The sequence below is a fragment of the Streptomyces sp. NBC_01551 genome (assembly GCF_026339935.1).
In the GTDB taxonomy this organism is placed as follows: domain Bacteria; phylum Actinomycetota; class Actinomycetes; order Streptomycetales; family Streptomycetaceae; genus Streptomyces.
On the sequence record NZ_JAPEPX010000001.1, the window covers coordinates 4,135,271 to 4,158,360 of the forward strand.

Below are 23,090 nucleotides of genomic sequence, written 5' to 3' on the forward strand. Positions count from 1 at the left end.
CCGGACTACCAGGCGGCGTTCGCGGCGGACTTCTCGTTCGGCAGCAGCACCCACAGCGCCAGGTAGATCAGGAACTGCGGGCCGGGCAGCAGGCAGGAGAGGACGAAGATGATCCGCATCGTCTTCGCCGACATTCCGAAACGCCGCGCGAGACCGGCGCAGACGCCGCCGATCATCCGTCCGTCACGGGGGCGGGCAATCGCGCTCATGGGGTTTCTCCTTCGTATCGGGATCGCTTTTCCGCGATGCCTCAATACTCGCGCGGTACCGCCGACAGAACGTCGGTCCACGGGCCGAGCCCGACCCTGGTAATTCTCGGGGTGGCCCCCTGAGACCGGCGGATCCTGGCCCGCAGTGCCGGTACGACGGCCACGTGCGCCAGCACCACCCCGGCGGTGCTCAGCAGCACCGAGTCGACGTCCACCACCCGGCCCGGGATCGCGCTCTGCAGCATCTCGATGCTGACGGAGAACAGCACGGCGGCGGCCGCCGTGCGGGCCAGCGAGGACCACGCGGCCAGCGGCGACGGCGCGAGCCGCCCGCCCACCAGCGGCAGCAACACCCCGAGCGGGGCGAGCAGCGCCAGGCCCTCGCCGATCCGCCGGGCCGCGCCCAGCGGGCCGTACGCCAGATCGGCCTTGATCCCCTCCAGCGGGGTCAGATTGGCGGCCGCCGCCCAGGGAACGTCCAGGGGCCGCAGGGTCAGCCAGCCGACGAGGAGGAGATGGGCGGCGAGGAGAACCCAGCCGGCGAGCCGGAGCCGGAACCGGATCGCCTGGGCGGTGGTGGCGGTGGCGGCGTTGCCGCCGTCCTCTAGACGCTGCACACCTGCGAGGACGCGCCCGGCGGTAGCGGCGGTTCCGGACGTACGGGTGGTGCTCACCACGTGCCCCGGCCCCTCGCGCTCCGGCTCAGCCCGCCACGAGGAGGACGACCAGCGCGACCGCGCCGATCACGGCGGGCGCGATGATCTCGTAGGCCCAGCGGACCTTCACGGAGCCCTGGGCCCCGGCCCGGGAGGCCCCGCGCTCGGCCAGCTCGCGCAGCTCGTCCACGACCTTGTCCGCGCCGGCCCGCCGCGGCTCGGCGGCCGTGCCCTCGGGCTGGTCGGCCCGCAGGCCCTTGCCGGTCAGGCCGCCGCGGCGGCTGAACTGCTGCCGGTTCGCCTTCTTGCGCTCCCGCAGGGAGACGGGGACGGACCAGAGCTGGAACTTCCGGCCCTCGGCGAGCACCTCGGCGGAGTAGCCCGCCCGTACGGCGTCGACCGAGGCCCACGGCAGCTCGATGGTGCGGAACGGGTTGCGGATCCGCAGCCGGTCGTCATTGGCGAAGACCGCGGCGCGCAGCGTGAACGCCACGATCAGCGGTACGGCGCACAGGGCGACGGCCAGCGCGATCCAGCGGGTGGTCCCCGTCCCCCGCACCACGGCGTCGCCGCACAGCCACGCGGCCAGCGCGATCAGCAGCACCCCGGTGACCACGGCCATGGGGGAGCGGTAGACCCGGTCGTCGTAGACCGGCTCGTCGGTGGGCTGCTGGCTGCTCATGGGGCCGATTGTGCCTCACGCACCCTCACCCCACGAGATCGGCATACAAGATGATGTTGTCCGGACGGTGACCCGCGGTGATCTCGCCGCCGCAGGTGATCACGCGGAGTTCCGGGCGGGTGGTGTCCCCGTAGACCTTGGCGGTGGGGAAGTCCGACTTGTCGACCTGCTCCAGCTCGCGCACCCGGAAGACGGCGGAGCTGCCGTCCGCGCGGGAGACGGTGATCTCGTCGCCGGTGTGGACCTTGGAGGCGTCCTTGAGTACGGCCGGGCCGCGCGCGGTGTCGAAGTGCCCGATCAGCACGGCGGGGCCGGTCTGGCCGCCGCCGCATCCGGTGAGGGCGACGAGGGCGAGCGGGGCGAGCACGGCGAGCGCGCGGACACGGGCGCGGACAGGGGCGCGGGGCATGGGGGAGCTCCTGAACGGGGACCGGCGGGCCGCCACGAGGGCGGCCCGCCGAAGGGTGGGAAAGGGGGTGTGGCCCGCCGGGCGTCAGCCGTTGACGCGGCGACGGCGCAGGGCGGCCCTGCCGAGCGCGGCGGCGATCGCGAAGAGGCCGGCGCCCGCCGCCAGGGTGGTGCCGTTGTCGGTGTCCGCGACGGTCTCGACCGGGAGCTCGGCGCCCGCCGCGACCGCGCCCTCGGGCACCACGGCCGTCTGGGTCTGGACCGGGGTCTGCGCCTGGGTCTGCGGTTTGGTCCCGGCCGGGGTGGTGGAGCCCGGCTTGCTGCCGCTCTCCTGCTCCGTGACCTTGTAGTTCAGCTTGCAGCCCTGGGGGAGCGCCGGGAAGGTGGTCCGCCCGAGCGGGGTGGCACCGCCCTGGGTCCTCCACTCGAAGACGGGCTTGGCGCCGCTCGGGTTCACGATGCGGGCGACGATGCCGTCCGACTTGTTCAGGGCGGGGAAGCCGCGGTCGAGGATCCGCCAGGCGGTGGCCTCCCCGGCCGTGCGCAGGGCGACCTTCGGGCCCTCGGGGGACATGTACAGCTCGGCGGTCGTGCCGGCGCCGATGTCCTGGATCTTGGACTCGGCCGAGCAGTTCTGCCCCGCCTTGCCCCGGGGCAGCGCGTACGACTTGGAGGCGCCGTTGATGGTGACGACGAGCACCGGGGCGGCCGTCTCCGCCTTGGTGAGCTTGAAGGAGGCGCCGTACGCCGAGTCGGTGGTCTGCCGGCGGTCGAGCACGGCCAGGACGCGGGACATGTAGGAGTCGCCCGGCTTCCACTGCGCACCGACGTAGCGGATCCAGGCCTCCGGGCCCTCGCTCTTGTTGCGCAGCACCGCGACCATGCCGTTGCCGATGTAGACGGCCTGTCCCGCGTAGCGGGCGGGGGCAGGGGCGGGGGAGGGGGCGGGGTTCGCCGCCGTGCCCTTCGGCAGCGGGAAGGACGTGGTGACGCCGCCCTCGAACACGGTGAGGACCGGCTCGGCCGTCTCCGCCTCGGTGAGGGTGAAGACCGTTCCCTGGGCCGCCTGCTTGGTGTGCTTGCGGTCGAGGGTCGCCAGCGCCTTCGGGCGGACCGTGCCGTCCTCGTTCGTGATGTGGATCTGGATCGAGGGCCCGCTGGTCGGCGAGTTGCTCATGTTCGCGATCAGGTGCTTGTTGATGGCGACCTTCTTGACCTGCGGCGCGGCCGCCTTCGTCGTCGAGGTCACTGCCTGCGGGGCGGGCGCGGCGAAGGCGGCGCCGGCGGCGGGCGCGAGCATCGCGCCGGCGAGGGCGGCGGTGACGATCGAGGTACGAAGGACGGTACGCATAACGACTCCTGAAGCGAGTGTGACGTAGGTGGAGGAGAGCCGCATGCCTCGTTGAGTCTGTTCGGCCGGAGCCGGGATCAGGTGTGGCGGGTTGCTGAAGAAGAATTTACGGATCCTGTGCGAGCGGACGATCTTCCTCCCGTCATCGCCGCGCAACAGCAAACGGCCGGGCCGATTCCGAATGGATTCGGGGGAGGGGGTGACAGGCCGCTACGCGCGTAGATATGCTCATGTGGTGACCATGCCCACCACCCTCCCCGCATTCGCTGACGTGACGACGTCCGACAGCGCACTGCGCCGCTTCCTCCACGGGCTTCCCGGCGTCGACGCCGTCGGCCTGGAGGCGCGCGCGGCCGCGCTCGGCACTCGCTCGATCAAGACCACGGCCAAGGCGTACGCCATCGACCTGGCCATCTCGATGATCGACCTGACGACGCTGGAAGGCGCGGACACCCCGGGCAAGGTCCGGGCACTCGCCGCCAAGGCCGTCAACCCCGATCCGACCGACCGTACGACGCCCATGACCGCCGCGGTCTGCGTCTACCCCGACATGGTGGCCACCGCCAAGGCGGCCCTGAACGGGGCGGACGTCAAGATCGCCTCCGTCGCCACCGCCTTCCCGGCGGGCCGCGCCGCCCTGCCGGTCAAGCTGGCCGACACCCGTGACGCCGTCGCCGCCGGCGCCGACGAGATCGACATGGTCATCGACCGTGGCGCCTTCCTCGCCGGCCGCTACCTCGACACGTACGAGCTGATCAAGGCCGTCAAGGAGGCGTGCGTCCGCCCCGACGGCACCGCCGCCCGCCTCAAGGTCATCTTCGAGACCGGCGAGCTGTCGACCTACGACAACATCCGCCGCGCCTCCTGGATCGGCATGCTCGCGGGCGCCGACTTCATCAAGACGTCCACGGGCAAGGTCGGGGTCAACGCCACCCCCGCCAACACCCTGCTGATGCTCGAAGCCGTCCGCGACTTCAAGGCGCAGACTGGAATCCAGATCGGTGTGAAGCCGGCCGGCGGGATCCGGACCACCAAGGACGCGATCAAGTTCCTGGTCCTGGTCAACGAGACCGTGGGCGAGGACTGGCTGACCAACCACTGGTTCCGTTTCGGCGCCTCCAGCCTGCTCAACGACCTGCTGATGCAGCGCCAGAAGCTGAGCACCGGCCGTTACTCCGGTCCCGACTACGTGACGGTGGACTGATCACCATGGCATCTGTATTCGAGTACGCACCCGCCCCCGAGTCGCGGTCCGTCGTGGACATCGCGCCCTCCTACGGGCTGTTCATCGACGGCGAGTTCACCGACGCCGCCGACGGCAAGGTCTTCAAGACCGTCTCGCCGTCGTCCGAGGAGGTCCTCGCCGAGGTCGCCCAGGCCGGTGCCGCCGACGTCGACCGCGCCGTCAAGGCCGCCCGCAAGGCCTTCGAGAAGTGGTCCGCGCTGCCCGGCTCCGAGCGCGCCAAGTACCTCTTCCGCATCGCCCGGATCATCCAGGAGCGCAGCCGCGAGCTCGCAGTCCTGGAGACCCTGGACAACGGCAAGCCGATCAAGGAGACCCGCGACGCGGACCTCCCGCTGGTCGCCGCGCACTTCTTCTACTACGCGGGCTGGGCCGACAAGCTCGACCACGCCGGCTACGGCGCGAACCCGCGCCCGCTGGGCGTGGCCGGCCAGGTCATCCCGTGGAACTTCCCGCTGCTGATGCTCGCGTGGAAGATCGCCCCGGCGCTCGCCACCGGCAACACGGTCGTCCTGAAGCCCGCCGAGACCACCCCGCTCTCGGCGCTGTTCTTCGCGGACATCTGCCGCCAGGCCGGCCTGCCCAAGGGCGTCGTCAACATCATCCCCGGGTACGGGGGCGCGGGCGCCGAGCTGGTCGCCCACCCGGACGTCAACAAGGTCGCCTTCACCGGCTCGACCGCGGTCGGCAAGGCCATCGCCCGCCAGATCGCCGGTACGGACAAGAAGGTCACCCTGGAGCTGGGCGGCAAGGGCGCCAACATCGTCTTCGACGACGCCCCCATCGACCAGGCCGTCGAGGGCATCGTCAACGGCATCTTCTTCAACCAGGGCCAGGTCTGCTGCGCGGGCTCGCGCCTGCTGGTCCAGGAGTCGATCCACGACGAGCTGCTGGACTCCCTCAAGCGCCGCCTGAGCACCCTGCGCCTGGGCGACCCGCTCGACAAGAACACCGACATCGGCGCGATCAACTCCGCCGAGCAGCTCGCCCGGATCACCGCCCTCGCGGAGACCGGCGAGGCCGAGGGCGCCGAGCGCTGGTCCCCGGCGTGCGAGCTGCCGTCCTCCGGCTACTGGTTCGCCCCGACGCTGTTCACGAACGTCACCCAGGCGCACACCGTCGCCCGCGACGAGATCTTCGGCCCGGTGCTGTCCGTGCTGACCTTCCGTACGCCCGACGAGGCCGTCGCCAAGGCCAACAACAGCCAGTACGGCCTGTCCGCCGGCATCTGGACGGAGAAGGGCAGCCGCATCCTCGCGGTCGCGAACAAGCTCCGCGCGGGCGTCGTCTGGGCCAACACGTTCAACAAGTTCGACCCGACCTCGCCCTTCGGCGGCTACAAGGAGTCGGGCTTCGGGCGCGAAGGCGGCCGTCACGGCCTGGAGGGCTACCTCGATGTCTGAGTCTTCGACGCGTCTGAGCGTCTTCAAGACCTACAAGCTGTACGTCGGGGGCAAGTTCCCCCGCTCCGAGAGCGGCCGGGTGTACGAGGTGAGCGACTCCAAGGGCAACTGGCTGGCCAACGCTCCGCTGTCCTCCCGCAAGGACGCCCGTGACGCGGTCGTCGCCGCCCGCAAGGCGTTCGGCGGCTGGTCGGGCGCGACCGCGTACAACCGCGGGCAGATCCTCTACCGCGTCGCCGAGATGCTGGAGGGCCGCCGCGAGCAGTTCGTCCGCGAGGTCGGCGAGGCCGAGGGGCTGTCCAAGTCCAAGGCCGCGGCGGTCGTGGACGCGGCCATCGACCGCTGGGTCTGGTACGCGGGCTGGACCGACAAGATCGGCCAGCTCGTGGGCGGGGCCAACCCGGTCGCGGGCCCGTTCTTCAACCTCTCCACCCCGGAGCCGACCGGTGTCGTGACCGTGATCGCCCCCCAGGACTCGTCCTTCCTGGGCCTGATCTCGGTGATCGCCCCGGTCATCGCGACCGGCAACACGGCGGTCGTGATCACCTCCGAGAAGTCCCCGCTGCCGGCCCTCTCCCTGGGCGAGGTGCTCGCCACCTCCGACCTGCCCGGCGGCGTGGTCAACATCCTGTCCGGCAAGGCCGGCGAGATGGGCCCGCACCTGGCGTCGCACCAGGACGTCAACGCGATCGACCTGGCGGGTGCCGACGCGGCGCTGGCCAAGGAGCTGGAGATCGCGGCGGCCGACAACCTCAAGCGCGTGCTGCGTCCACAGGGTGTGGACGACTGGAGCGCGGACCCGGGCACGGCGCGCCTGACGGCGTTCCTGGAGACCAAGACGGTCTGGCACCCGACGGGTTCGCTGGGCTCGGGCGGGTCTTCGTACTAGACCCGGATCCGGACCTGGTTACGGTCACGGAAAAGCCGGCCCCGGTGGCGTCCCCCGCGCCGCCGGGGCCTTTCCGCGCCCGCACCCGGGGCTAGCCGGCAGCGCCCGGCAGCAGCGGGCCGAGCAGCGAGGACGCGGCGGCCGTGGGCAGCTCCCCGACGGAGGGACCGCTGGTGAGGGTGCCGGTCACCATGCCGGTGCCGACGGCGGGGAAGTCCGCGACCTTGGTGCCGATGCCGTTGTCCAGGGGATCCACGCCCGTGTGGGCGAGGGGGTTCACCTTGAGGTTCGCGATCGGATCGGTGACCCCCGCGAGCGCCGCCGGGACCGAGAGCTCACCGGCCTGGGCACCCCCCGCGGCCATCGCGAGCGCGGCGCCCGCCATGGAGAGGGTGAGGCCTGCGGAGCGCAGCGCGGAGGCGTGCGGAGCTGCGTGACGTGCCATGGGTTTCCCGCCTGTGGTCGTAGTCGCGTGCGCACGCAGCGTAGTTGAGGTGTGATCCTCGATACCAACCGGCCGCAGGAGGCATCCCCTGTGCGGGGGAATGGTTCACACTGGTGTCCCGTGAGCTCCTCCTCTCCTTTGCCTACGCGTGTCGTTCTTCTGACCGGTCCCTCGGGGTCCGGCAAGTCCTCGCTGGCGGCCCGCTCGGGTCTGCCCGTGCTGCGCCTGGACGACTTCTACAAGGAGGGTGACGACCCGACCCTCCCGCTGGTCGAGGGCAGTTCGGACATCGACTGGGACTCCCCGCTGTCCTGGGACGCGGACACCGCCGTCGCGGCGATCGAGGAGCTGTGCGCGGCCGGGCGTACGCAGGTCCCGGTGTACGACATCGCGACCTCCTCGCGGACCGGTGCGGAGGCGCTGGACATCTCGCGGACGCCGCTGTTCATCGCCGAGGGGATCTTCGCGGCGGACATCGCCGGGCGGTGCCAGGAGCTGGGGCTGCTCGCGGACGCGATCTGCCTGCGGGGGCGGCCGTCGACGACGTTCCGCCGCCGCCTCGCGCGGGACCTGCGCGAGGGCCGCAAGTCGGTGCTGTTCCTGCTGCGGCGCGGCCTGCGGCTGATGCGGGCGGAGCGCGGCATCGTGGCCCGCCACGCGGCCCTGGGTGCGCACCCGTGCGGCCGCGACGAGGCCCTCGGCCGCCTCGCCGCCGCGGCCGCCGGCCGCCACCGCACCACCCCGGCCCCGGCCTAGCCCCGGGCCCGGCCCCGGCTCAGGCCTCGGGGTCGGGGTCGGCGGCCAGGCGGGCGAGGAGGGTCACGGCGTCCCCGACCGGGACCGGCCGGAAGAACCGGGCGTCGACCTCCTCCACGGCGGCGATCGCGCGCGGGGCCAGTTCGGCGCCGAGCGCCGTCACGCGCAGCCGCTTGGCGCGGGTGTCGGCCGGGTCCACCTCGCGCTCGATCAGGCCCTTCTTCTCCAGGGTGCGCAGCACCTGGGAGGTCATCTTCACGTCCGTGCCCGCCTGGCGGGCCACGGCCAGCTGGTTGGGCCGCTCGCCCTGGCCGTTCAGCCACCAGGTGCAGGCCAGCAGCACGAACTGCACGTGCGTCAGGTCGAGCGGCGTCAGGGCCGCGGCGATGTCGCGCTGCCAGCGCAGCGTGACGTGCCAGAGCAGGAAACCGGGGCTCTCGCCGGGCCGCACCGCGCTCAGCCCCGCGCCGCGAGGTCCACGAGCGCGGCCATCGTCTCGGGCCAGTCCGCGGTGATGCCGGGGCCGATCTGCGGCCCGGCCTCGGCGGCGCCCGCGCCGGTGATCTCCATCCGGTACAGCACCCGCGTACGGCCCGGCCCGAGCGGGACGAGGCGGTGGGTGGTGCGCAGGACGAGGTCGCCGAAGCGGGCCTCGTCGGTGAAGTGCTCGCCCTCGCCGAATTCGGTGACCCGCAGCTCCACCGGCTCGTCCCCGGGCGGGGTCATCGTGATCCCGGCGCCTTCGGCGAACGGCCCCCGGAGCTCGATCTTCTCGATCCCGCCGTTCCAGGCGCCCCAGTTCTCCACGTCGCTCCAGAGCCGCCACAGCGCCTCGGGCGCGGCGTCGGTCTCCACGGCGTGCTCGTACTCCCACATGGTGGCCTCCTCGATCCGAACAGAATGTCTGTGGAGAGATTATCTCTGCGAAGACTATCTGTCCACAGGTGTCCGCCACAGGCGACCGCCCAGGTGACCGCCGCACACGACCGCCGCGCGCGACCGCCCCGGCCCCGGACATGCGAAAAGGCGGGATCGTGCGGACCCCCGGCCGCATGATCCCGCCTCTTCTCCCCCCATGTGACCCCCGCCCCACCCCCGTAGGACGGGCCCCCTGGCCACGTGGTCTTCCGGTTACGCGACGAGCTCCTCGAAGGACTCCGCCTCGTCACGCCCGAAGCTCAGCGCCTCGTCCTCGCGCAGCCGGCGCAGCGACCGCCAGATGCTCGACTTCACGGTGCCGACGCTGATGCCCAGGATCTCCGCGATCTCCGGGTCCGTCCGGCCCTCGTAGTACCGCAGCACCAGCATCGTCCGCTGCGGCTCCGGGATCCGGGTCAGCGCCTGCCACAGCACCGCGCGCAGTTCCGTGCCCCGCATCGCGTCCGTGTCGGAGGCCGTCTCCGGCAGCTCCTCCGTCGGGTACTCGTTCAGCTTCCGCCGGCGCCACGCGCTGATGTGCAGGTTCGTCATCGTCCGCCGCAGGTAACCGCCCACGGCCGCCTTGTCGCTGATCCGGTCCCACGCCCGGTACGTCGAGAACAGCGCGCTCTGGAGCAGGTCCTCGGCCTCGTAACGGTCACCGGTCAGGTGGAACGCCGTCGCGTACAGGGCGGCCCGCCGCTCCTGGACGTACGCCGTGAACTCGGCCTCCGAGCTCGACGCCGGGGCCGGCGCGGGCCGCGCCGCGACGGAGGAGGACTGGTACGTGTTCGCGTCGATGGCCACTACGTGTGCCGGCCGGGGACGGGTGACCGTCGCCGTACGGACACCTGCCCGGCGGTTCACATCGTGCAGCCGCGTGACAACCGCGCTGGTGGTGGTGCTGTGCAGCGTGTTCATCTCGCGCCCCCCGTCGTGGAGTCTGCTTCGGTTCTGAGGTGGTTCCTTGGTGCGTTGGTAGAAGCCTGCCCCCGGGACATAACCGGGGTGTCCGCCGACTGTCACAGCACTGTCACAGGCGCTGCGGAACCGGGATCGCGCACGCGGGTACAAGTCCCAACGGGCGATGGGACAGAATGAGCCCGTGCCCTTCCTGTTGCTGATCGAGGACGACGACGCCATCCGCACGGCCCTCGAACTCTCCCTGTCTCGCCAGGGCCACCGAGTGGCCACCGCGGCGACGGGCGAGGACGGCCTGAAACTGCTGCGCGAGCAGCGGCCGGACCTGATCGTGCTGGACGTCATGCTGCCCGGGATCGACGGCTTCGAGGTGTGCCGGCGGATCCGTCGCACCGACCAGCTGCCGATCATCCTGCTCACCGCGCGCAGCGATGACATCGACGTGGTCGTCGGCCTCGAATCGGGCGCCGACGACTACGTGGTCAAGCCCGTCCAGGGGCGTGTGCTCGACGCCCGGATCCGGGCCGTGCTGCGCCGCGGCGAGCGCGAGGCGAGCGACTCCGCCACCTTCGGGTCCCTCGTCATCGACCGCGCCGCGATGACCGTGACGAAGAACGGCGAGGACCTCCAGCTCACCCCGACCGAGCTGCGGCTGCTCCTCGAACTGAGCCGCCGGCCCGGCCAGGCGCTCTCCCGGCAGCAGCTGCTGCGGCTGGTCTGGGAGCACGACTACCTCGGCGACTCCCGGCTCGTGGACGCGTGCGTGCAGCGGCTGCGCGCCAAGGTGGAGGAGATCCCGTCCTCACCGACCCTCATCCGTACCGTGCGCGGAGTCGGCTACCGGCTGGACTCCCCGCAGTGATCCGAGCCCTGTTCGCGGGCCGGCGCTGGACCAGCCTGCGGCTGCGGCTCCTCGTCGTGTTCGCCCTGGTCGCGCTGACGGCCGCCGTCTCCGCTTCCGGCATCGCCTACTGGCTCAACCGCGAGGCGGTCCTCACGCGCGTCCAGGAGGCCGCCCTCGGCGACTTCCGGCAGGAGATGCAGAACCGGGCCGCCGCGCTGCCCGGCGACCCGACACCCGAGGAGATGCAGCGCACCGCCGAGCTGATGGCGGGCAGCAGCCCCGGGTACAGCGTGCTGCTGGTCGACGAGCGGGAGGACGGCCGCAAGGTGTTCGGCGCGGCCGGTCCCGACTCCTTCGGGCTGGACGACGTACCCAAGTCGCTCCAGAGCGCCGTGAACGACCGGCAGAAGACGACGTCGGCCAACGACGCCGAGTACCACGTGTACTGGCAGCGGACGAAGCCGCAGGGCAATCCGTACCTGGTCGGCGGGACGCGGATCGTGGGCGGCGGGCCGACCGGCTACATGTACAAGTCCCTCGCGCAGGAGCGGGACGACCTGAACGCGCTGGGCTGGTCGCTGACCATCGCGACGGGCCTCGCACTGCTCGGGTCCGCGCTGCTCGCGCAGGCCGCGGCCCGGACCGTGCTGAGGCCCGTACAGCGCCTCGGCGACGCGGCGCGGCGGCTCGGCGAGGGCGAGCTGGACCACCGGCTCGACGTGTCGGGGACCGACGAACTCGCCGACCTGTCCCGGACCTTCAACAAGACGGCGGAGGCGCTGGAGAAGAAGGTCGCCGACATGAGCGCGCGGGAGGAGTCCAGTCGGCGGTTCGTCGCGGACATGTCCCATGAACTGCGCACGCCGCTGACGGCGTTGACGGCGGTGGCCGAAGTGCTGGAGGAGGAGGTCGACGACCTCGATCCGATGATCGCACCGGCGGTGGCGCTGGTCGTGAGCGAGACGCGGCGCCTGAACGACCTGGTGGAGAACCTGATGGAAGTCACCCGCTTCGACGCGGGGACGGCGCGGCTGGTGCTGGACGACGTGGACGTCGCCGACCAGGTGACGGCCTGCATCGACGCGCGGGCGTGGCTCGACGCCGTCGAACTCGACGCGGAGCGGGGCATCATGGCCCGGCTCGACCCGCGCCGGCTCGACGTCATCCTGGCCAACCTGATCGGCAACGCGCTCAAGCACGGCGGTTCGCCGGTGCGGGTGTCGGTGACGGTCGAGGAGGAGTGGCTGGTCATCGCGGTCAAGGACAACGGCCCGGGCATCCCGCAGGAGGTCCTGCCGCACGTCTTCGACCGGTTCTACAAGGCGAGCGCGTCGCGGCCGAAGTCGGACGGCAGCGGGCTGGGCCTGTCGATCGCCGTGGAGAACGCGCACATCCACGGCGGCGACATCACGGCCGCCAACGCGGCGGAGGGCGGGGCGCTGTTCACGCTGCGGCTGCCGGTGGACGTGGGGAAGGTGATCGCCGGTGACGCGGACGCGTAGGGCGCTGTCCGGGGTCGTGCTCGCGACGCTGGTGTACGGGACGTTCGGCTGCGGCATCCGGGCGACGACCGTCCCGGTGGACGTGGGCGCGGCTCCGTCGCGGGTGTCGTGCGAGACGCCGGAGGCGCCGGCCGCCGGGCAGGGCGGGGTCCAGGGGTTCCGGGCCACGGTGGAGCTGATCTGCGGCTCCCAGCTGGTCGGCGTGGAGCGGGTGGTGCCGGTGCCGGAGAAGCGGACGGCGCGCGAGCCCGTGGTGCTGGCGACGCAGGCGCTGCTGGAGGCGCTGGAGCGGACCCCGTCCGCGCAGGAGCGGGACGCGGGGTTCACGACCGGGGTCCCGGGCGGGCTGACGGCCGAGCCGTCGCGGGCGGGCGACCCGGCGGGGACGCTGCGGCTGAGCCGGCGGCCGGAGGACCTGCCGCCGGTGGCGCTGTCGCAGATCGTGTGCACGCTGGCCGGCAGCGATGCCGTGTCGGCGGGGCCCGGGGCGGTGGTCCTGGGCGGCCCGGACGCGGACCCGCCGCGGGCGTGGGAGTGCACGGACGCCGTCCGCTCCCGCCCGGAATCGGTCCCGACCCTGGGCGACGTGGTCCGCCCGAAGCCGACGGCTTCCTGACGGGGTCCCGATCGCCCGGCGTCCCTCGCGCCGCCGGGCCGGGGACGGCCACCGGGCCGGGCGTGAGCCGCCCGACCGCGGCGCCGTTGCGGGGGCGCTTCCCCCGGACCCCCGCGCCTCAAATGCCGGCGGGGCTGGATAAGGGCGGGCCCGGGAATGGGGACGGCCCCCTGAGGCGGGCTCAGGGGGCCGGTGGGGCCCGGTCGGCGGACGGGCCGGGCCGGGCGCCCGGGTACGGCCCCGGCGGACGGGCCGGGGCCGGGCAGACGCCCACAGGCGCCCGGTCACGCACCGCCGGACGGAGTTCGGCGGTGCGGCCCGGATCCGGGGAGGACCGCCAGGGCCGGGCCGTGCGAGGGGCGCGTGGGGAAATCAGATCCCGGCCGCGGCGGCCAGGTCCTTCTTGACGGCGTCCAGGACGTCCTGGCCCCGGGTGCGGGCCGCGGTGAGGTCGGCGGCGTCCGCGACCGGGACCACGACCTCCAGGTAGCACTTCAACTTCGGCTCCGTGCCCGACGGGCGGACGATCACCCGGGCCTTGTAGTCGCCGTCCAGGTAGTAGCGCAGGCCGTCCGTCGGGGGCAGCGTCGCCGTGCCCTCGCCCAGGTCCTCCGCCGAGACGACCCGCAGCCCCGCCAGGACGGTCGGCGGCTGCGCGCGCAGCGCCGCCATCGCGTCGGCGATGACCGACAGGTCCGAGACGCGGACCGACAGCTGGTCGGTGGCGTGCAGCCCGTGGGCCATCGCCAGGTCGTCCAGCAGGTCGGTCAGGGTGCGGCCCTGCTCCTTGAGCTCCGACGCCAGCTCCGCCACCAGCAGGGCGGCGGTGATGCCGTCCTTGTCGCGGACGCCCTCGGGGTCCACGCAGTAGCCGAGCGCCTCCTCGTAGCCGTAGCGCAGGCCCTCGACGCGCGAGATCCACTTGAAGCCCGTGAGGGTCTCCTCGTAGCCCACGCCCGCCGCGTCCGCGATCCGGCCGAGGAGGGACGACGAGACGATCGACTCGGCGAAGACACCGCGCGCGCCCTTGTGGACCAGGTGGGCCGCCAGCAGCGCGCCGACCTCGTCGCCCCGGAGCATGCGCCAGCCGCCGTCGGCGGTCGGCACCGCCACCGCGCAGCGGTCCGCGTCCGGGTCGTTCGCGATCACGATGTCCGGCCCGGCCTCGGCGGCCTTCGCGAAGGACAGGTCCATCGCGCCCGGCTCCTCCGGGTTGGGGAAGGCGACCGTCGGGAACGCCGGGTCCGGCTCCGCCTGCTCGGCCACCAGGACCGGGGTCGGGAAGCCGGCGCGGGCGAAGGCCGCCATGACGACGTCCTTGCCGACGCCGTGCATGGCCGTGTAGACGGTTCGGACGCCCCGGGGGGAGCCGGGGGTCAGGACCGCGTCCGTACGCGCCAGGTAGGCCTCCAGGACCTCGTCACCGAGGTCTTCCCAGCCGGACTCCGGACGGGGGACCGAGGCGAGCGTGTCCACGCGGGCGATCTCCGCCGCGATCTCGGCGTCCGCCGGGGAGACGATCTGGGAGCCGTCGCCGAGGTAGACCTTGTAGCCGTTGTCCCGGGGCGGGTTGTGGCTCGCGGTCACCTCGACGCCGGCGACGGCACCCAGGTGCCGTATGGCGTACGCGAGGACGGGCGTCGGCAGCGGTCGGGGCAGGACGGCCGCGCGCAGCCCGGCGCCGGTCATGACGGCCGCGGTGTCGCGGGCGAAGTCCGCGGACTTGTAGCGCGCGTCGTAGCCGACGACGACCAGGCCGCCGGCGTGTCCCTGGGCCAGTAGGTAGGCCGCCAGGCCCGCCGCCGCGCGGATGACCACGGAGCGGTTCATCCGCATCGGGCCGGCGCCGATCTCGCCGCGCAGTCCGGCCGTGCCGAACTGCAGGGTGCCGGAGAAGCGCTCCGCGAGTTCGGCGGTGTCGCCGGACCCGATGAGCTCGGCGAGCTCCGCCGCCGTCTGCGGGTCCGGGTCCTCGGCCAGCCAGGCCTGGGCCCGGGTGATCAGGTCGTCCTGTTCCTGCACTACTTCCGCCTCGTCTCTCGTACGGTGCCGGTGCGTGTCTCGCCTCAGATGCGGGCGAGGACCTGGGTGAGCAGCTTGCCCATGCGCGCGGCCGAGTCGCGGCCGGCCTGGAGCACCTCTTCGTGGTTCAGCGGCTCGCCGGAGATGCCCGCCGCCAGGTTGGTGACCAGCGAGATGCCGAGCACCTCGGCGCCGGCCTCACGGGCGGCGATGGCCTCCAGCACGGTGGACATGCCGACCAGGTCGGCGCCCATGACGCGGATCATGTTGATCTCGGCCGGGGTCTCGTAGTGCGGGCCGGGGAACTGGACGTAGACGCCCTCTTCGAGGGTCTCGTCGATCTCCTTGCACATCGCGCGCAGGCGCGGCGAGTAGAGGTCGGTGAGGTCCACGAAGTTGGCGCCGACGATCGGCGAGGTCGCGGTCAGGTTGAGGTGGTCGCTGATCAGGACCGGCTGGCCGGGCTTCATGCCCTCGCGCAGACCGCCGCAGCCGTTGGTCAGCACGACGGTCTTGCAGCCGGCGGCGACGGCGGTGCGGACACCGTGGGCGACGGCGGCGACGCCGCGGCCCTCGTAGAAGTGGGTCCGGCCGAGGAAGAGCAGCGCGCGCTTGTCGCCGATCTTGTACGAGCGGATCTTGCCGCCGTGGCCCTCGACGGCCGGGGGCGGGAAGCCGGGCAGCTCGGTGACCGGGAACTCCGCCTCGGGCGCGCCCAGCGCCTCTGCGGCGGGGGCCCAGCCGGAGCCCATGACGAGGGCGACATCGTGGGTTTCGGCGCCGGTCAGCTCACGCAGGCGGGCGGCTGCGGCGGTGGCGTCGGCGAAGGGGTCGGTAACAGATGCGTTCACGCAGACGAGCGTAGCCGAGCATTGCCTACGCGCGTAGATGGCACAGCTCACGGTGTTCGGATCGTTGCTTTGTCGTATCCGCCGAATCGTCCCCCGGGGGTGGTGCGGAACCGGGGGCCCGGTGGCGAGACCGGGTCCGGCCTCAGCAGGGGCGCTTGCGCAGTTCCATCACGTAGTCGTGCGGCGCGCCCGCGGATTCGGCCGCGTCGGCGATCTCGCCGAGGTAGCGGGCCGAGGGGAGGCCGCCCTCGTAGCCGTTGAGGACGTAGCACCAGGCCGCCTCCTCGCCGTCCAGGGTGTGGACGCGGATGCGCATGCGGCGGTAGATGTCGAGCCCGACGCCCTCCCACCGGTCCATGGAGTCCTCGTCCAGCGGCGCGATGTCGTACAGGGCGACGAAGACCTGGTGGCGCGGCGCTTCGACGATCGTCGCGAGCGCGCCCTCCCAGCCCATCTGCTCGCCGCCGAAGGTCAGCCGCCAGTCGTTGATCCAGCCCGTGCCGCGCAGCGGCGAATGGGGTGCGCGGCGCGTCATCAGCCGCGGGTCGAGGTTGCCGGCGTACGCGGCGTAGAGCGACATGAGGTCGAGGGTACGGGAGGGGCGGGGCAGGCCGCGTGCCCGGCCGTCCGCACGGATGGCCGGACCGGGGGAGAAGCACCTTGAAGCGTGCGGGACAATGGGGCACGGAATGCATCCCCCGGGGAGACCCCCGGAAGCCCCGGCCGGGGCGGCAGCCGGCCGGGTAGACGTGAGGCGGAGTTTTCGTGACCCGGATCGTGATCATCGGCGGCGGACCCGGCGGGTATGAGGCGGCCCTCGTGGGGGCCCAGCTCGGCGCGGAGGTGACCGTCGTCGACTGCGACGGTCTGGGCGGGGCGTCGGTGCTCACCGACTGCGTGCCCTCCAAGACCCTCATCGCGACCGCCGAGGTGATGACCACCTTCGACTCCTCGTACGAGGAGCTGGGCATCGTCGTCGCCGACGACACCCCGCACATCGAGCAGGCCGCGCGCGTCGTCGGCGTGGACCTCGGCAAGGTCAACCGCCGCGTCAAGCGCCTCGCGCTCGCCCAGTCGCACGACATCACCGCCTCCGTCACCCGGGCCGGCGCCCGCGTCATGCGCGGCCGCGGCAAGCTCGGCGGCCCGCAGGGCATCGACGGCACCCGGGACGTGATCGTCACCGCCGCGGACGGCACGGAGACGATCCTGACGGCCGACGCCGTGCTGATCGCGACCGGCGGCCACCCCCGCGAGATCCCGGACGCGATGCCCGACGGCGAGCGCATCCTGAACTGGACCCAGGTCTACGACCTCGACGAGCTCCCGGAGGAGCTCATCGTCGTCGGCTCCGGCGTCACCGGCGCCGAGTTCGCCGGCGCGTACCAGGCCCTCGGCTCCCGGGTGACCCTGGTGTCCTCCCGCGACCGCGTGCTGCCCGGCGAGGACCCGGACGCCGCCGCCGTCCTGGAGGACGTCTTCCGGCGCCGCGGCATGAACGTCATCGGACGCTCGCGTGCCGAATCCGCCAAGCGGGTGGGCGACCGGGTCGAGGTCACCCTCTCCGACGGCCGCGTCATCACCGGCACCCACTGCCTGATGGCGGTCGGCGCGATCCCGAACACCGGGAACATGAACCTGGAGGAGTCCGGGGTCCGGCTCAAGGAGTCCGGCCACATCTGGACCGACAAGGTCTCCCGCACCTCCGCCCCCGGCGTGTACGCGGCCGGAGACGTGACCGGCGTGTTCGCGCTGGCCTCCGTCGCCGCCATGCAGGGGCGCATCGCGATGTACCACTTCCTCGGCGACGCGGTGGCCCCGCTGAACCTGAAGACGGTCTCGTCGAACGTGTTCACCGACCCGGAGATCGCCACTGTCGGTTACACGCAGGCCGACGTGGACTCAGGGAAGATCGACGCCCGTGTCGTGAAGCTGCCGCTGCTGCGCAACCCGCGCGCCAAGATGCAGGGCATCCGGGACGGCTTCGTGAAGATGTTCTGCCGCCCGGGAACCGGGATCGTGGTGGGCGGCGTCGTCGTCTCGCCGCGCGCGAGCGAGCTGATCCACCCCATCTCGATCGCGGTCGACAACAACCTGACGGTCGAGCAGATCGCAAACGCGTTCACCGTGTACCCCTCCCTCTCGGGCTCGATCGCCGAGGTGGCGCGCCAGTTGCACACGCGGAAGGCCGCCGGGGAGGCCTGATCCCGGGCAACCTCCTTGCTCCGTACGGAGTTTGAGGCGGGGTCGGCTCGAATCGTGGGACGTTCACGCAGTCGTAGGACTGCGTATACCACTAGTCACCCCGCCTTATGAACAACTTCGGTATTCCGGCGTAAAGAGCTGAAAGCAGACGGTCGTTGGGGTTACTGTCAGTTTCGTGTTCGCTGCAGAACGTCGCCAATTGATCCTCGAAATGGTGCGGGCCAACGGAGCGGTATCGCTCCGGGAGCTCGCCCGCGTCGTCCAGACCTCCGAAGTGACCGTACGGCGGGACGTGCGGGCACTGGAGGCAGAAGGACTCCTCGACCGCCGGCACGGCGGTGCGGTATTGCCGGGCGGTTTCACGCGGGAGTCCGGCTTTCCGCAAAAGTCCCATCTCGCGACGGCGGAGAAGACCGCCATTGCCGATGTCGCGGCAAGTCTCGTCGAAGAGGGCGAGGCCGTGGTCGTCGGCGCCGGTACCACCACGCAGGAGCTGGCCCGCCGGCTCGCGCGGGTGCCCGGCCTGACCGTCGTCACCAACTCCCTGCTGGTCGCGCAGGCCCTGGCCCACGCCAACCGGGTGGAAGTGGTGATGACCGGCGGCACCCTGCGCGGGTCCAACTACGCGCTCGTCGGCAGCGGGGCCGAGCAGTCCCTCCAGGGGCTGCGGGTCTCGCGGGCCTTCCTGTCGGGGAGCGGTCTGACCGCCGAGCGCGGGCTGTCCACCTCGAACATGCTCTCCGCGAGCGTGGACCGGGCACTGGTGCAGGCGGCGGCGGAGGTGGTGGTGCTCGCCGATCACACGAAGCTCGGGACGGACACCATGTTCCAGACCGTGCCGACGGACGTGATGACGCGGCTGGTGACGGACGAGCCGCCGCCGCACGACGACCGGGCCGGTACGGAGTTGCAGGCGCTGGCGGACCAGGGCGTGCAGATCACCGTGGCCGGGGCCGCGGTCGCCCCTGGCGGGGACGGGCCGATGGTGGGGCGGCGGCCGCGGCGGGAGTCGCCGTTGCCGGTCCAGCGGCGGGGCGGGCCGACGGCCCAGTTGCGCAGTGCGCCCGCCGCTGCCGCTGCCGCTGCCATGCTGGAGCAGCAGGGCGCCGGTGAGCGGGCGCGCGTCGCGGACATGCGGCGCCGCTAGCCCCGCGGGGCCGGCCCCCTCCCGGGCGCTGCCCGGCCCCGCGCCTCAAACGCCGGCGGGGCTGAAAGACCTGGGGCTCCGCCCCAGACCCCGCGCCTCAAACGCCGGCGGGGCTGGGTGGTCCGGCGGGGCTGGGAGGCCTGGGGCTCCGCCCCCGCCCCCCGCTTCGAACGCCCGCGGGGCTGGGTGGTCCGGCGAGGTTGGGTGCACATGAAAAAACGGGGTTCCCGGGGCGGTGGCCCCGGGAACCCCGTTTTCAGGGTGTCAGTCCTTGATCTCGCAGATCGTGGCGCCGGACGTGAGGCTCGCGCCGACCTCGGCGGTGAGGCCCACGATGGTGCCCGCGCGGTGCGCGTTCAGGGGCTGTTCCATCTTCATGGCCTCCAGGACCACGACCAGGTCGCCCTCGGCGACCTGCTGGCCCTCCTCGACCGCGACCTTGACGATCGTGCCCTGCATCGGCGACGCCAGCGTGTCGCCCGACGCGGCCGGGCCCGACTTCTTCGCCGCGCGGCGCTTCGGCTTGGCGCCACCCGCGGCGGCCGTACGGGCCAGGGTCATGCCGAGCGAGGACGGCAGGGAGACTTCGAGGCGCTTGCCGCCGACCTCGACGACGACCGTCTCGCGGCCCGGCTCGTCCTCCGCCTCGTCCGCGGCCGGAGCCGTGAACGCCGGGATCTCGTTGACGAACTCGGTCTCGATCCACCGGGTGTGGACCGTGAACGGGTTCCCGCCCGCGGGGGCGAACGCCGGGTCGACGACGACCGCGCGGTGGAAGGGAACGGCCGTGGCCATGCCCTCGATCTCGAACTCGCCCAGCGCACGCGCGGCGCGCTGCAGGGCCTGCTCGCGGGTGGCGCCGGTGACGATCAGCTTGGCGAGCAGGGAGTCCCACGCCGGGCCGATGACCGAGCCGGACTCGACGCCCGCGTCGAGGCGGACGCCCGGACCCGACGGCGGGGCGAACCGGGTGACGGTGCCGGGGGCGGGCAGGAAGCCGCGGCCCGGGTCCTCGCCGTTGATGCGGAACTCGAAGGAGTGACCGCGCAGCACGGGGTCCCCGTAGCCGAGCTCCTCGCCGTCGGCGATGCGGAACATCTCGCGGACCAGGTCGATGCCGGTGACCTCTTCGGTGACCGGGTGCTCGACCTGGAGGCGGGTGTTGACCTCCAGGAAGGAGATCGTGCCGTCGGTGCCGACGAGGAACTCGACGGTGCCGGCGCCGACGTAGCCGGCTTCCTTCAGGATCGCCTTCGACGCGGCGTACAGCTCCGCGTTCTGCTCCTTCGTCAGGAACGGCGCGGGGGCCTCCTCCACCAGCTTCTGGTGGCGGCGCTGCAGCGAGCAGTCACGCGTGGAGACGACGACCACGTTGCCGTGGGAGTCGGCCAGGCACTGGGTCTCGACGTGCCGCGGCTTGTCGAGGTAGCGCTCGACGAAGCACTCGCCGCGGCCGAACGCGGCCACGGCCTCGCGGACGGCGGAGTCGTAGAGCTCGGGCACCTCTTCGAGGGTGCGGGCGACCTTGAGGCCGCGACCGCCACCGCCGAAGGCGGCCTTGATCGCGATGGGCAGGCCGTGCTCCTTCGCGAAGGCCACGACCTCCTCCGCACCCGAGACCGGGTCCGGGGTGCCGGCGACCAGCGGCGCGCCGGCGCGCTGCGCGATGTGACGGGCGGCGACCTTGTCGCCGAGGTCCCGGATGGCCTGCGGCGGCGGGCCGATCCAGGTCAGACCGGCGTCGAGGACGGCCTGCGCGAACTCGGCGTTCTCCGACAGGAACCCGTACCCGGGGTGGATGGCGTCGGCACCGGAATCGGCCGCGGCCTGAAGGACCTTCGCGATGTCCAGGTAACTCGCGGCCGGGGTGTCACCGCCCAACGCGAAAGCTTCGTCGGCCGCGCGGACGTGCAGAGCGTCCCGGTCCGGATCGGCGTAGACGGCTACGCTGGCGATCCCGGCGTCCCGGCAGGCCCGGGCAACGCGGACAGCGATTTCGCCACGGTTGGCGATGAGCACCTTGCGCACGATGGCTCCCTCCTTGGAACAAGCTGAGTTTAGGGACAGCCCACACGGCCTTTCGACCCTTCCCCATAGGTGAGCTTGCCCACACGGAGTGTGATTCGAGAACACCTTGAGTCCGGAAAAGCCTTGTGGCGCCCCAGGTCAGGGGGATCCCCGACTGCACAGTAACCCCGTGGCCCATACGAGGTCTCTGTCCACCAGGCCAGCGGGCCGCGCCGATTCTTTGTGGAGTCCCTACGAACGGCCCAATGATTCTTTGCCGCCGGGCCCGGGCGCGCCGTTCCCGGGGGGCGGCGCGCCGGGCGGTGCGGCGCGTCGTCCGGTAACGAAGAGGCGCCGACCCCTTGTCCACCGGATTACCGGTTAGTAGCCTCCAGGCGTCGACCGGGCTTGTGCCGTGCTTGTGCCGTGTGGGGGTGGGGGCGTCGTGCTGCTGCGCAGACTCGTGGCCGGAGTGGCCGCGATCGTGCTCGTCCTGGAAGCGGCCGTGCTCGTCTTCGTCCACATCGTCCTGGGCAGGACCACGGCGAACCAGTCGATGTCCATCGCCGGCAGTGATCCGGATGTCATGTCCAAGGCAACCTACGCGCTGGGCGCGGGCATGGGGGCCTTCCTGCTGCTGTGCGCCGTCCTGCTCGCCGTGGCCGCCGTACGGGACCTCGCGCCCGGGCGGCCCGCCCGCGTCGTGCTCATCGTCGCCACGGTCACCCACGGCGTGCTGGGCGCCCTCGCGGTCGGACCCGCCGGCTGGGGCGTCTTCGCCGCGGTGATGCTGATCTTCTGCCTGCTCGCCCTGTCCCTGACGCTCTACGCGGTCAGGGACGAGGGCCGGGGCGCGGGCGAGGGCAAGGGCGAGGGCCCGGTCGTGGAGTTCAGGCCCACAGGTCCGTGATGGACACGCCCAGTTCGCCCAGCAGGGAGCGCAGCAGCGGCAGCGACAGCCCGATGACGTTGCCGGGGTCGCCGTCGATGCCGTCGATGAACGGGGCCGACAGGCCGTCCAGGGTGAACGCGCCCGCCACGTGCAGCGGCTCGCCGCTCGCCACGTAGGCCGCCACCTCGGCGTCCGTCGGCTCGCCGAAGCGGACCGTCGTCGACGCCGTGGCCGAGACCTGACGCCCGCTCGCCGTGTCGATCACGCAGTGCCCGGTGCGCAGTACGCCGGCCCGCCCCCGCATCGACTTCCAGCGGGCCGTGGCCTCCTCGGCGTCGGCCGGCTTGCCGAGCGCCTCGCCGTCCAGCTCCAGCACCGAGTCGCAGCCGATCACCAGGGCGCCCGAGGCCTCGTCCAGGGCCGCCACGACGGCCGCCTTGGCCTCGGCCAGCGCCAGCGCGAGTTCGGCCGGGCTGTCCGCGTTCAGGGTGTCCTCGTCGAAGTTGCTGACGATGACGTGCGGGGCCAGCCCGGCCTGCCGCAGCAGGTTCAGCCGGGCGGGGGAGGCGGAGGCGAGGACGAGGGCGCGGGGTTCGGCAGTCATGGCAGTCATCGTAGGGGCGGCCGGGAAGCCGCCCGGCCGGGGCTAGAAGGGGCCCACGCCGAGGACGTACACCACCACGAGCATGGCGAGCGCGAGCACCACGATCAGCCGCCGGAGCATGGCCTGTACGTCGCGCATGTCCTTCGGCGGCTCGTCCTTGGGGTCTGACCAGAGCATGCTCCGATCCTGGCCCCGGCGCGGCCGTGGCGCCTGAGTACTCGTACTCAGGCGCCACGGTGCGTTCACGCCATATTTGCCGCGCCGCCGGACCGGACCGGGCCGGGCCGACCCGACCCGGCTACGCGGGCCAGTACGTACGCCCCCACGCGCGCGGCCCCGGCTGCGGCAGGTGCCGCCGGGCCACCCGGGAGGGCGCCGCCCACTCGTCCGCGACCGCGGGCGCGCCCGACGGCGCCGAGGCCAGCACCGCCGCGCGCGCTTGGACCACCGCCAGTGCGGCGGCCAGCTCCTCCGGGGTCGGGTTTCCCTTGACGACCTTGATCACCACAGGACTGACCT

Annotated in this window: 26 protein-coding genes; 10 read left to right on the top strand and 16 right to left on the bottom strand. The window is 72.5% G+C overall.

Annotation, left to right across the window (positions count from 1 at the left end):
• Positions 1 to 5 precede the first annotated feature (5 nt).
• The 5 genes from OG982_RS18765 to OG982_RS18785 all read right to left on the bottom strand — a co-directional run bounded on the left by OG982_RS18765 (position 6) and on the right by OG982_RS18785 (position 3,306).
• Complete coding sequence (locus OG982_RS18765; RefSeq protein ID WP_266785292.1) at positions 6 to 209, bottom strand: PspC domain-containing protein; 204 nt, start codon at positions 207 to 209, stop codon at positions 6 to 8.
• Positions 210 to 250: 41 nt separating this feature from the next.
• Entirely contained in the window at positions 251 to 772 is a 522-nt protein-coding gene (locus OG982_RS18770; protein WP_266791869.1) for a VanZ family protein, read from the bottom strand.
• A 139-nt stretch (positions 773 to 911) separates the two neighbouring features.
• Positions 912 to 1,547: a PH domain-containing protein gene (locus OG982_RS18775; protein WP_266785290.1), complete on the bottom strand. Its 636-nt coding sequence runs from the start codon at positions 1,545 to 1,547 to the stop codon at positions 912 to 914.
• Between the two features lie 25 nt (positions 1,548 to 1,572).
• The gene (locus OG982_RS18780) at positions 1,573 to 1,956 is read right to left on the bottom strand and encodes a sortase (protein WP_323139265.1); all 384 of its coding nucleotides are present in this window, start codon (positions 1,954 to 1,956) and stop codon (positions 1,573 to 1,575) included.
• A gap of 84 nt (positions 1,957 to 2,040) precedes the next feature.
• Positions 2,041 to 3,306, bottom strand: a complete 1,266-nt coding sequence (locus OG982_RS18785) for a hypothetical protein (protein ID WP_266948939.1) — start codon at positions 3,304 to 3,306, stop codon at positions 2,041 to 2,043.
• Between the two features lie 241 nt (positions 3,307 to 3,547).
• Here OG982_RS18785 and deoC point away from each other — a divergent pair, with 241 nt between their 5' ends.
• The 3 genes from deoC to OG982_RS18800 are packed head-to-tail and all read left to right on the top strand — an operon-like array spanning position 3,548 to position 6,841.
• A complete protein-coding gene (gene deoC / locus OG982_RS18790) occupies positions 3,548 to 4,510 on the top strand; it encodes a deoxyribose-phosphate aldolase (RefSeq protein ID WP_266791867.1) in 963 nt (320 codons plus the stop codon).
• Positions 4,511 to 4,515: 5 nt separating this feature from the next.
• Positions 4,516 to 5,952, top strand: a complete 1,437-nt coding sequence (locus tag OG982_RS18795; RefSeq protein ID WP_266948940.1) for an aldehyde dehydrogenase family protein — start codon at positions 4,516 to 4,518, stop codon at positions 5,950 to 5,952.
• A complete protein-coding gene (locus OG982_RS18800; RefSeq protein ID WP_266948942.1) occupies positions 5,945 to 6,841 on the top strand; it encodes an aldehyde dehydrogenase family protein in 897 nt (298 codons plus the stop codon). The genes OG982_RS18795 and OG982_RS18800 overlap by 8 nt, the downstream gene beginning before the upstream one ends.
• A gap of 91 nt (positions 6,842 to 6,932) precedes the next feature.
• Here OG982_RS18800 and OG982_RS18805 read toward each other — a convergent pair whose 3' ends face one another.
• Positions 6,933 to 7,286 carry a hypothetical protein gene (locus OG982_RS18805; RefSeq protein WP_266785282.1) on the bottom strand — a complete coding sequence of 118 codons (354 nt, stop codon included), beginning with the start codon at positions 7,284 to 7,286 and terminating at the stop codon, positions 6,933 to 6,935.
• A 54-nt stretch (positions 7,287 to 7,340) separates the two neighbouring features.
• Here OG982_RS18805 and OG982_RS18810 point away from each other — a divergent pair, with 54 nt between their 5' ends.
• Entirely contained in the window at positions 7,341 to 8,042 is a 702-nt protein-coding gene (locus OG982_RS18810; protein WP_266791865.1) for a uridine kinase, read from the top strand.
• Between the two features lie 19 nt (positions 8,043 to 8,061).
• Here OG982_RS18810 and OG982_RS18815 read toward each other — a convergent pair whose 3' ends face one another.
• From OG982_RS18815 to OG982_RS18825, 3 genes are all read right to left on the bottom strand, one after another.
• The gene (locus OG982_RS18815) at positions 8,062 to 8,493 is read right to left on the bottom strand and encodes a MarR family winged helix-turn-helix transcriptional regulator (protein ID WP_266785280.1); all 432 of its coding nucleotides are present in this window, start codon (positions 8,491 to 8,493) and stop codon (positions 8,062 to 8,064) included.
• Between the two features lie 5 nt (positions 8,494 to 8,498).
• Entirely contained in the window at positions 8,499 to 8,918 is a 420-nt protein-coding gene (locus tag OG982_RS18820; RefSeq protein ID WP_266785278.1) for an SRPBCC family protein, read from the bottom strand.
• Between the two features lie 255 nt (positions 8,919 to 9,173).
• Positions 9,174 to 9,881, bottom strand: a complete 708-nt coding sequence (locus tag OG982_RS18825) for a SigE family RNA polymerase sigma factor (protein WP_266785276.1) — start codon at positions 9,879 to 9,881, stop codon at positions 9,174 to 9,176.
• Between the two features lie 184 nt (positions 9,882 to 10,065).
• On the opposite strand from OG982_RS18825, the gene afsQ1 reads away from it, so the two are divergent.
• From afsQ1 to OG982_RS18840, 3 genes are read left to right on the top strand one after another with little or no spacing between them, the layout of a single operon-like run.
• Positions 10,066 to 10,743, top strand: a complete 678-nt coding sequence (afsQ1, locus tag OG982_RS18830; protein ID WP_214933990.1) for a response regulator transcription factor — start codon at positions 10,066 to 10,068, stop codon at positions 10,741 to 10,743.
• Positions 10,740 to 12,227 carry a cell wall metabolism sensor histidine kinase WalK gene (locus tag OG982_RS18835; protein ID WP_266785272.1) on the top strand — a complete coding sequence of 496 codons (1,488 nt, stop codon included), beginning with the start codon at positions 10,740 to 10,742 and terminating at the stop codon, positions 12,225 to 12,227. The genes afsQ1 and OG982_RS18835 overlap by 4 nt, the downstream gene beginning before the upstream one ends.
• A complete protein-coding gene (locus tag OG982_RS18840) occupies positions 12,211 to 12,843 on the top strand; it encodes a hypothetical protein (RefSeq protein WP_266785270.1) in 633 nt (210 codons plus the stop codon). Before OG982_RS18835 ends, OG982_RS18840 begins: the two co-directional genes overlap by 17 nt.
• Positions 12,844 to 13,215: 372 nt before the next feature.
• Here OG982_RS18840 and OG982_RS18845 read toward each other — a convergent pair whose 3' ends face one another.
• From OG982_RS18845 to OG982_RS18855, 3 genes are all read right to left on the bottom strand, one after another.
• Entirely contained in the window at positions 13,216 to 14,865 is a 1,650-nt protein-coding gene (locus OG982_RS18845) for a phospho-sugar mutase (RefSeq protein WP_266785268.1), read from the bottom strand.
• A 44-nt stretch (positions 14,866 to 14,909) separates the two neighbouring features.
• The gene (locus tag OG982_RS18850; RefSeq protein WP_266785266.1) at positions 14,910 to 15,716 is read right to left on the bottom strand and encodes a purine-nucleoside phosphorylase; all 807 of its coding nucleotides are present in this window, start codon (positions 15,714 to 15,716) and stop codon (positions 14,910 to 14,912) included.
• Between the two features lie 142 nt (positions 15,717 to 15,858).
• Positions 15,859 to 16,296 (bottom strand): gamma-glutamylcyclotransferase, encoded by a 438-nt coding sequence (locus OG982_RS18855; protein WP_053786320.1) that lies wholly within the window; start codon positions 16,294 to 16,296, stop codon positions 15,859 to 15,861.
• 185 nt (positions 16,297 to 16,481) lie between these two features.
• On the opposite strand from OG982_RS18855, the gene OG982_RS18860 reads away from it, so the two are divergent.
• Entirely contained in the window at positions 16,482 to 17,921 is a 1,440-nt protein-coding gene (locus OG982_RS18860; protein WP_266785264.1) for an NAD(P)H-quinone dehydrogenase, read from the top strand.
• A 175-nt stretch (positions 17,922 to 18,096) separates the two neighbouring features.
• Positions 18,097 to 19,068 carry a DeoR/GlpR family DNA-binding transcription regulator gene (locus OG982_RS18865; RefSeq protein ID WP_266785262.1) on the top strand — a complete coding sequence of 324 codons (972 nt, stop codon included), beginning with the start codon at positions 18,097 to 18,099 and terminating at the stop codon, positions 19,066 to 19,068.
• A gap of 264 nt (positions 19,069 to 19,332) precedes the next feature.
• On the opposite strand, the gene OG982_RS18870 is transcribed toward OG982_RS18865, so the two are convergent.
• A complete protein-coding gene (locus OG982_RS18870; RefSeq protein ID WP_266785260.1) occupies positions 19,333 to 21,096 on the bottom strand; it encodes a biotin carboxylase N-terminal domain-containing protein in 1,764 nt (587 codons plus the stop codon).
• A 424-nt stretch (positions 21,097 to 21,520) separates the two neighbouring features.
• Between OG982_RS18870 and OG982_RS18875 the strand changes: the two genes are divergently transcribed.
• Entirely contained in the window at positions 21,521 to 21,985 is a 465-nt protein-coding gene (locus tag OG982_RS18875; RefSeq protein ID WP_266785258.1) for a hypothetical protein, read from the top strand.
• Here OG982_RS18875 and OG982_RS18880 read toward each other — a convergent pair.
• The 3 genes from OG982_RS18880 to OG982_RS18890 form a co-directional block, all read right to left on the bottom strand.
• The gene (locus OG982_RS18880; protein ID WP_266785256.1) at positions 21,966 to 22,571 is read right to left on the bottom strand and encodes a nucleoside triphosphate pyrophosphatase; all 606 of its coding nucleotides are present in this window, start codon (positions 22,569 to 22,571) and stop codon (positions 21,966 to 21,968) included. The genes OG982_RS18875 and OG982_RS18880 overlap by 20 nt on opposite strands.
• Before the next feature lie 42 nt (positions 22,572 to 22,613).
• Positions 22,614 to 22,748, bottom strand: coding sequence for a morphogenic membrane protein MmpB (gene mmpB / locus OG982_RS18885; protein ID WP_266785254.1), 135 nt, complete (start codon positions 22,746 to 22,748; stop codon positions 22,614 to 22,616).
• A 121-nt stretch (positions 22,749 to 22,869) separates the two neighbouring features.
• Positions 22,870 to 23,079, bottom strand: coding sequence for an acyl-CoA carboxylase epsilon subunit (locus OG982_RS18890; RefSeq protein ID WP_266785252.1), 210 nt, complete (start codon positions 23,077 to 23,079; stop codon positions 22,870 to 22,872).
• Between the last annotated feature and the right edge of the window lie 11 nt (positions 23,080 to 23,090).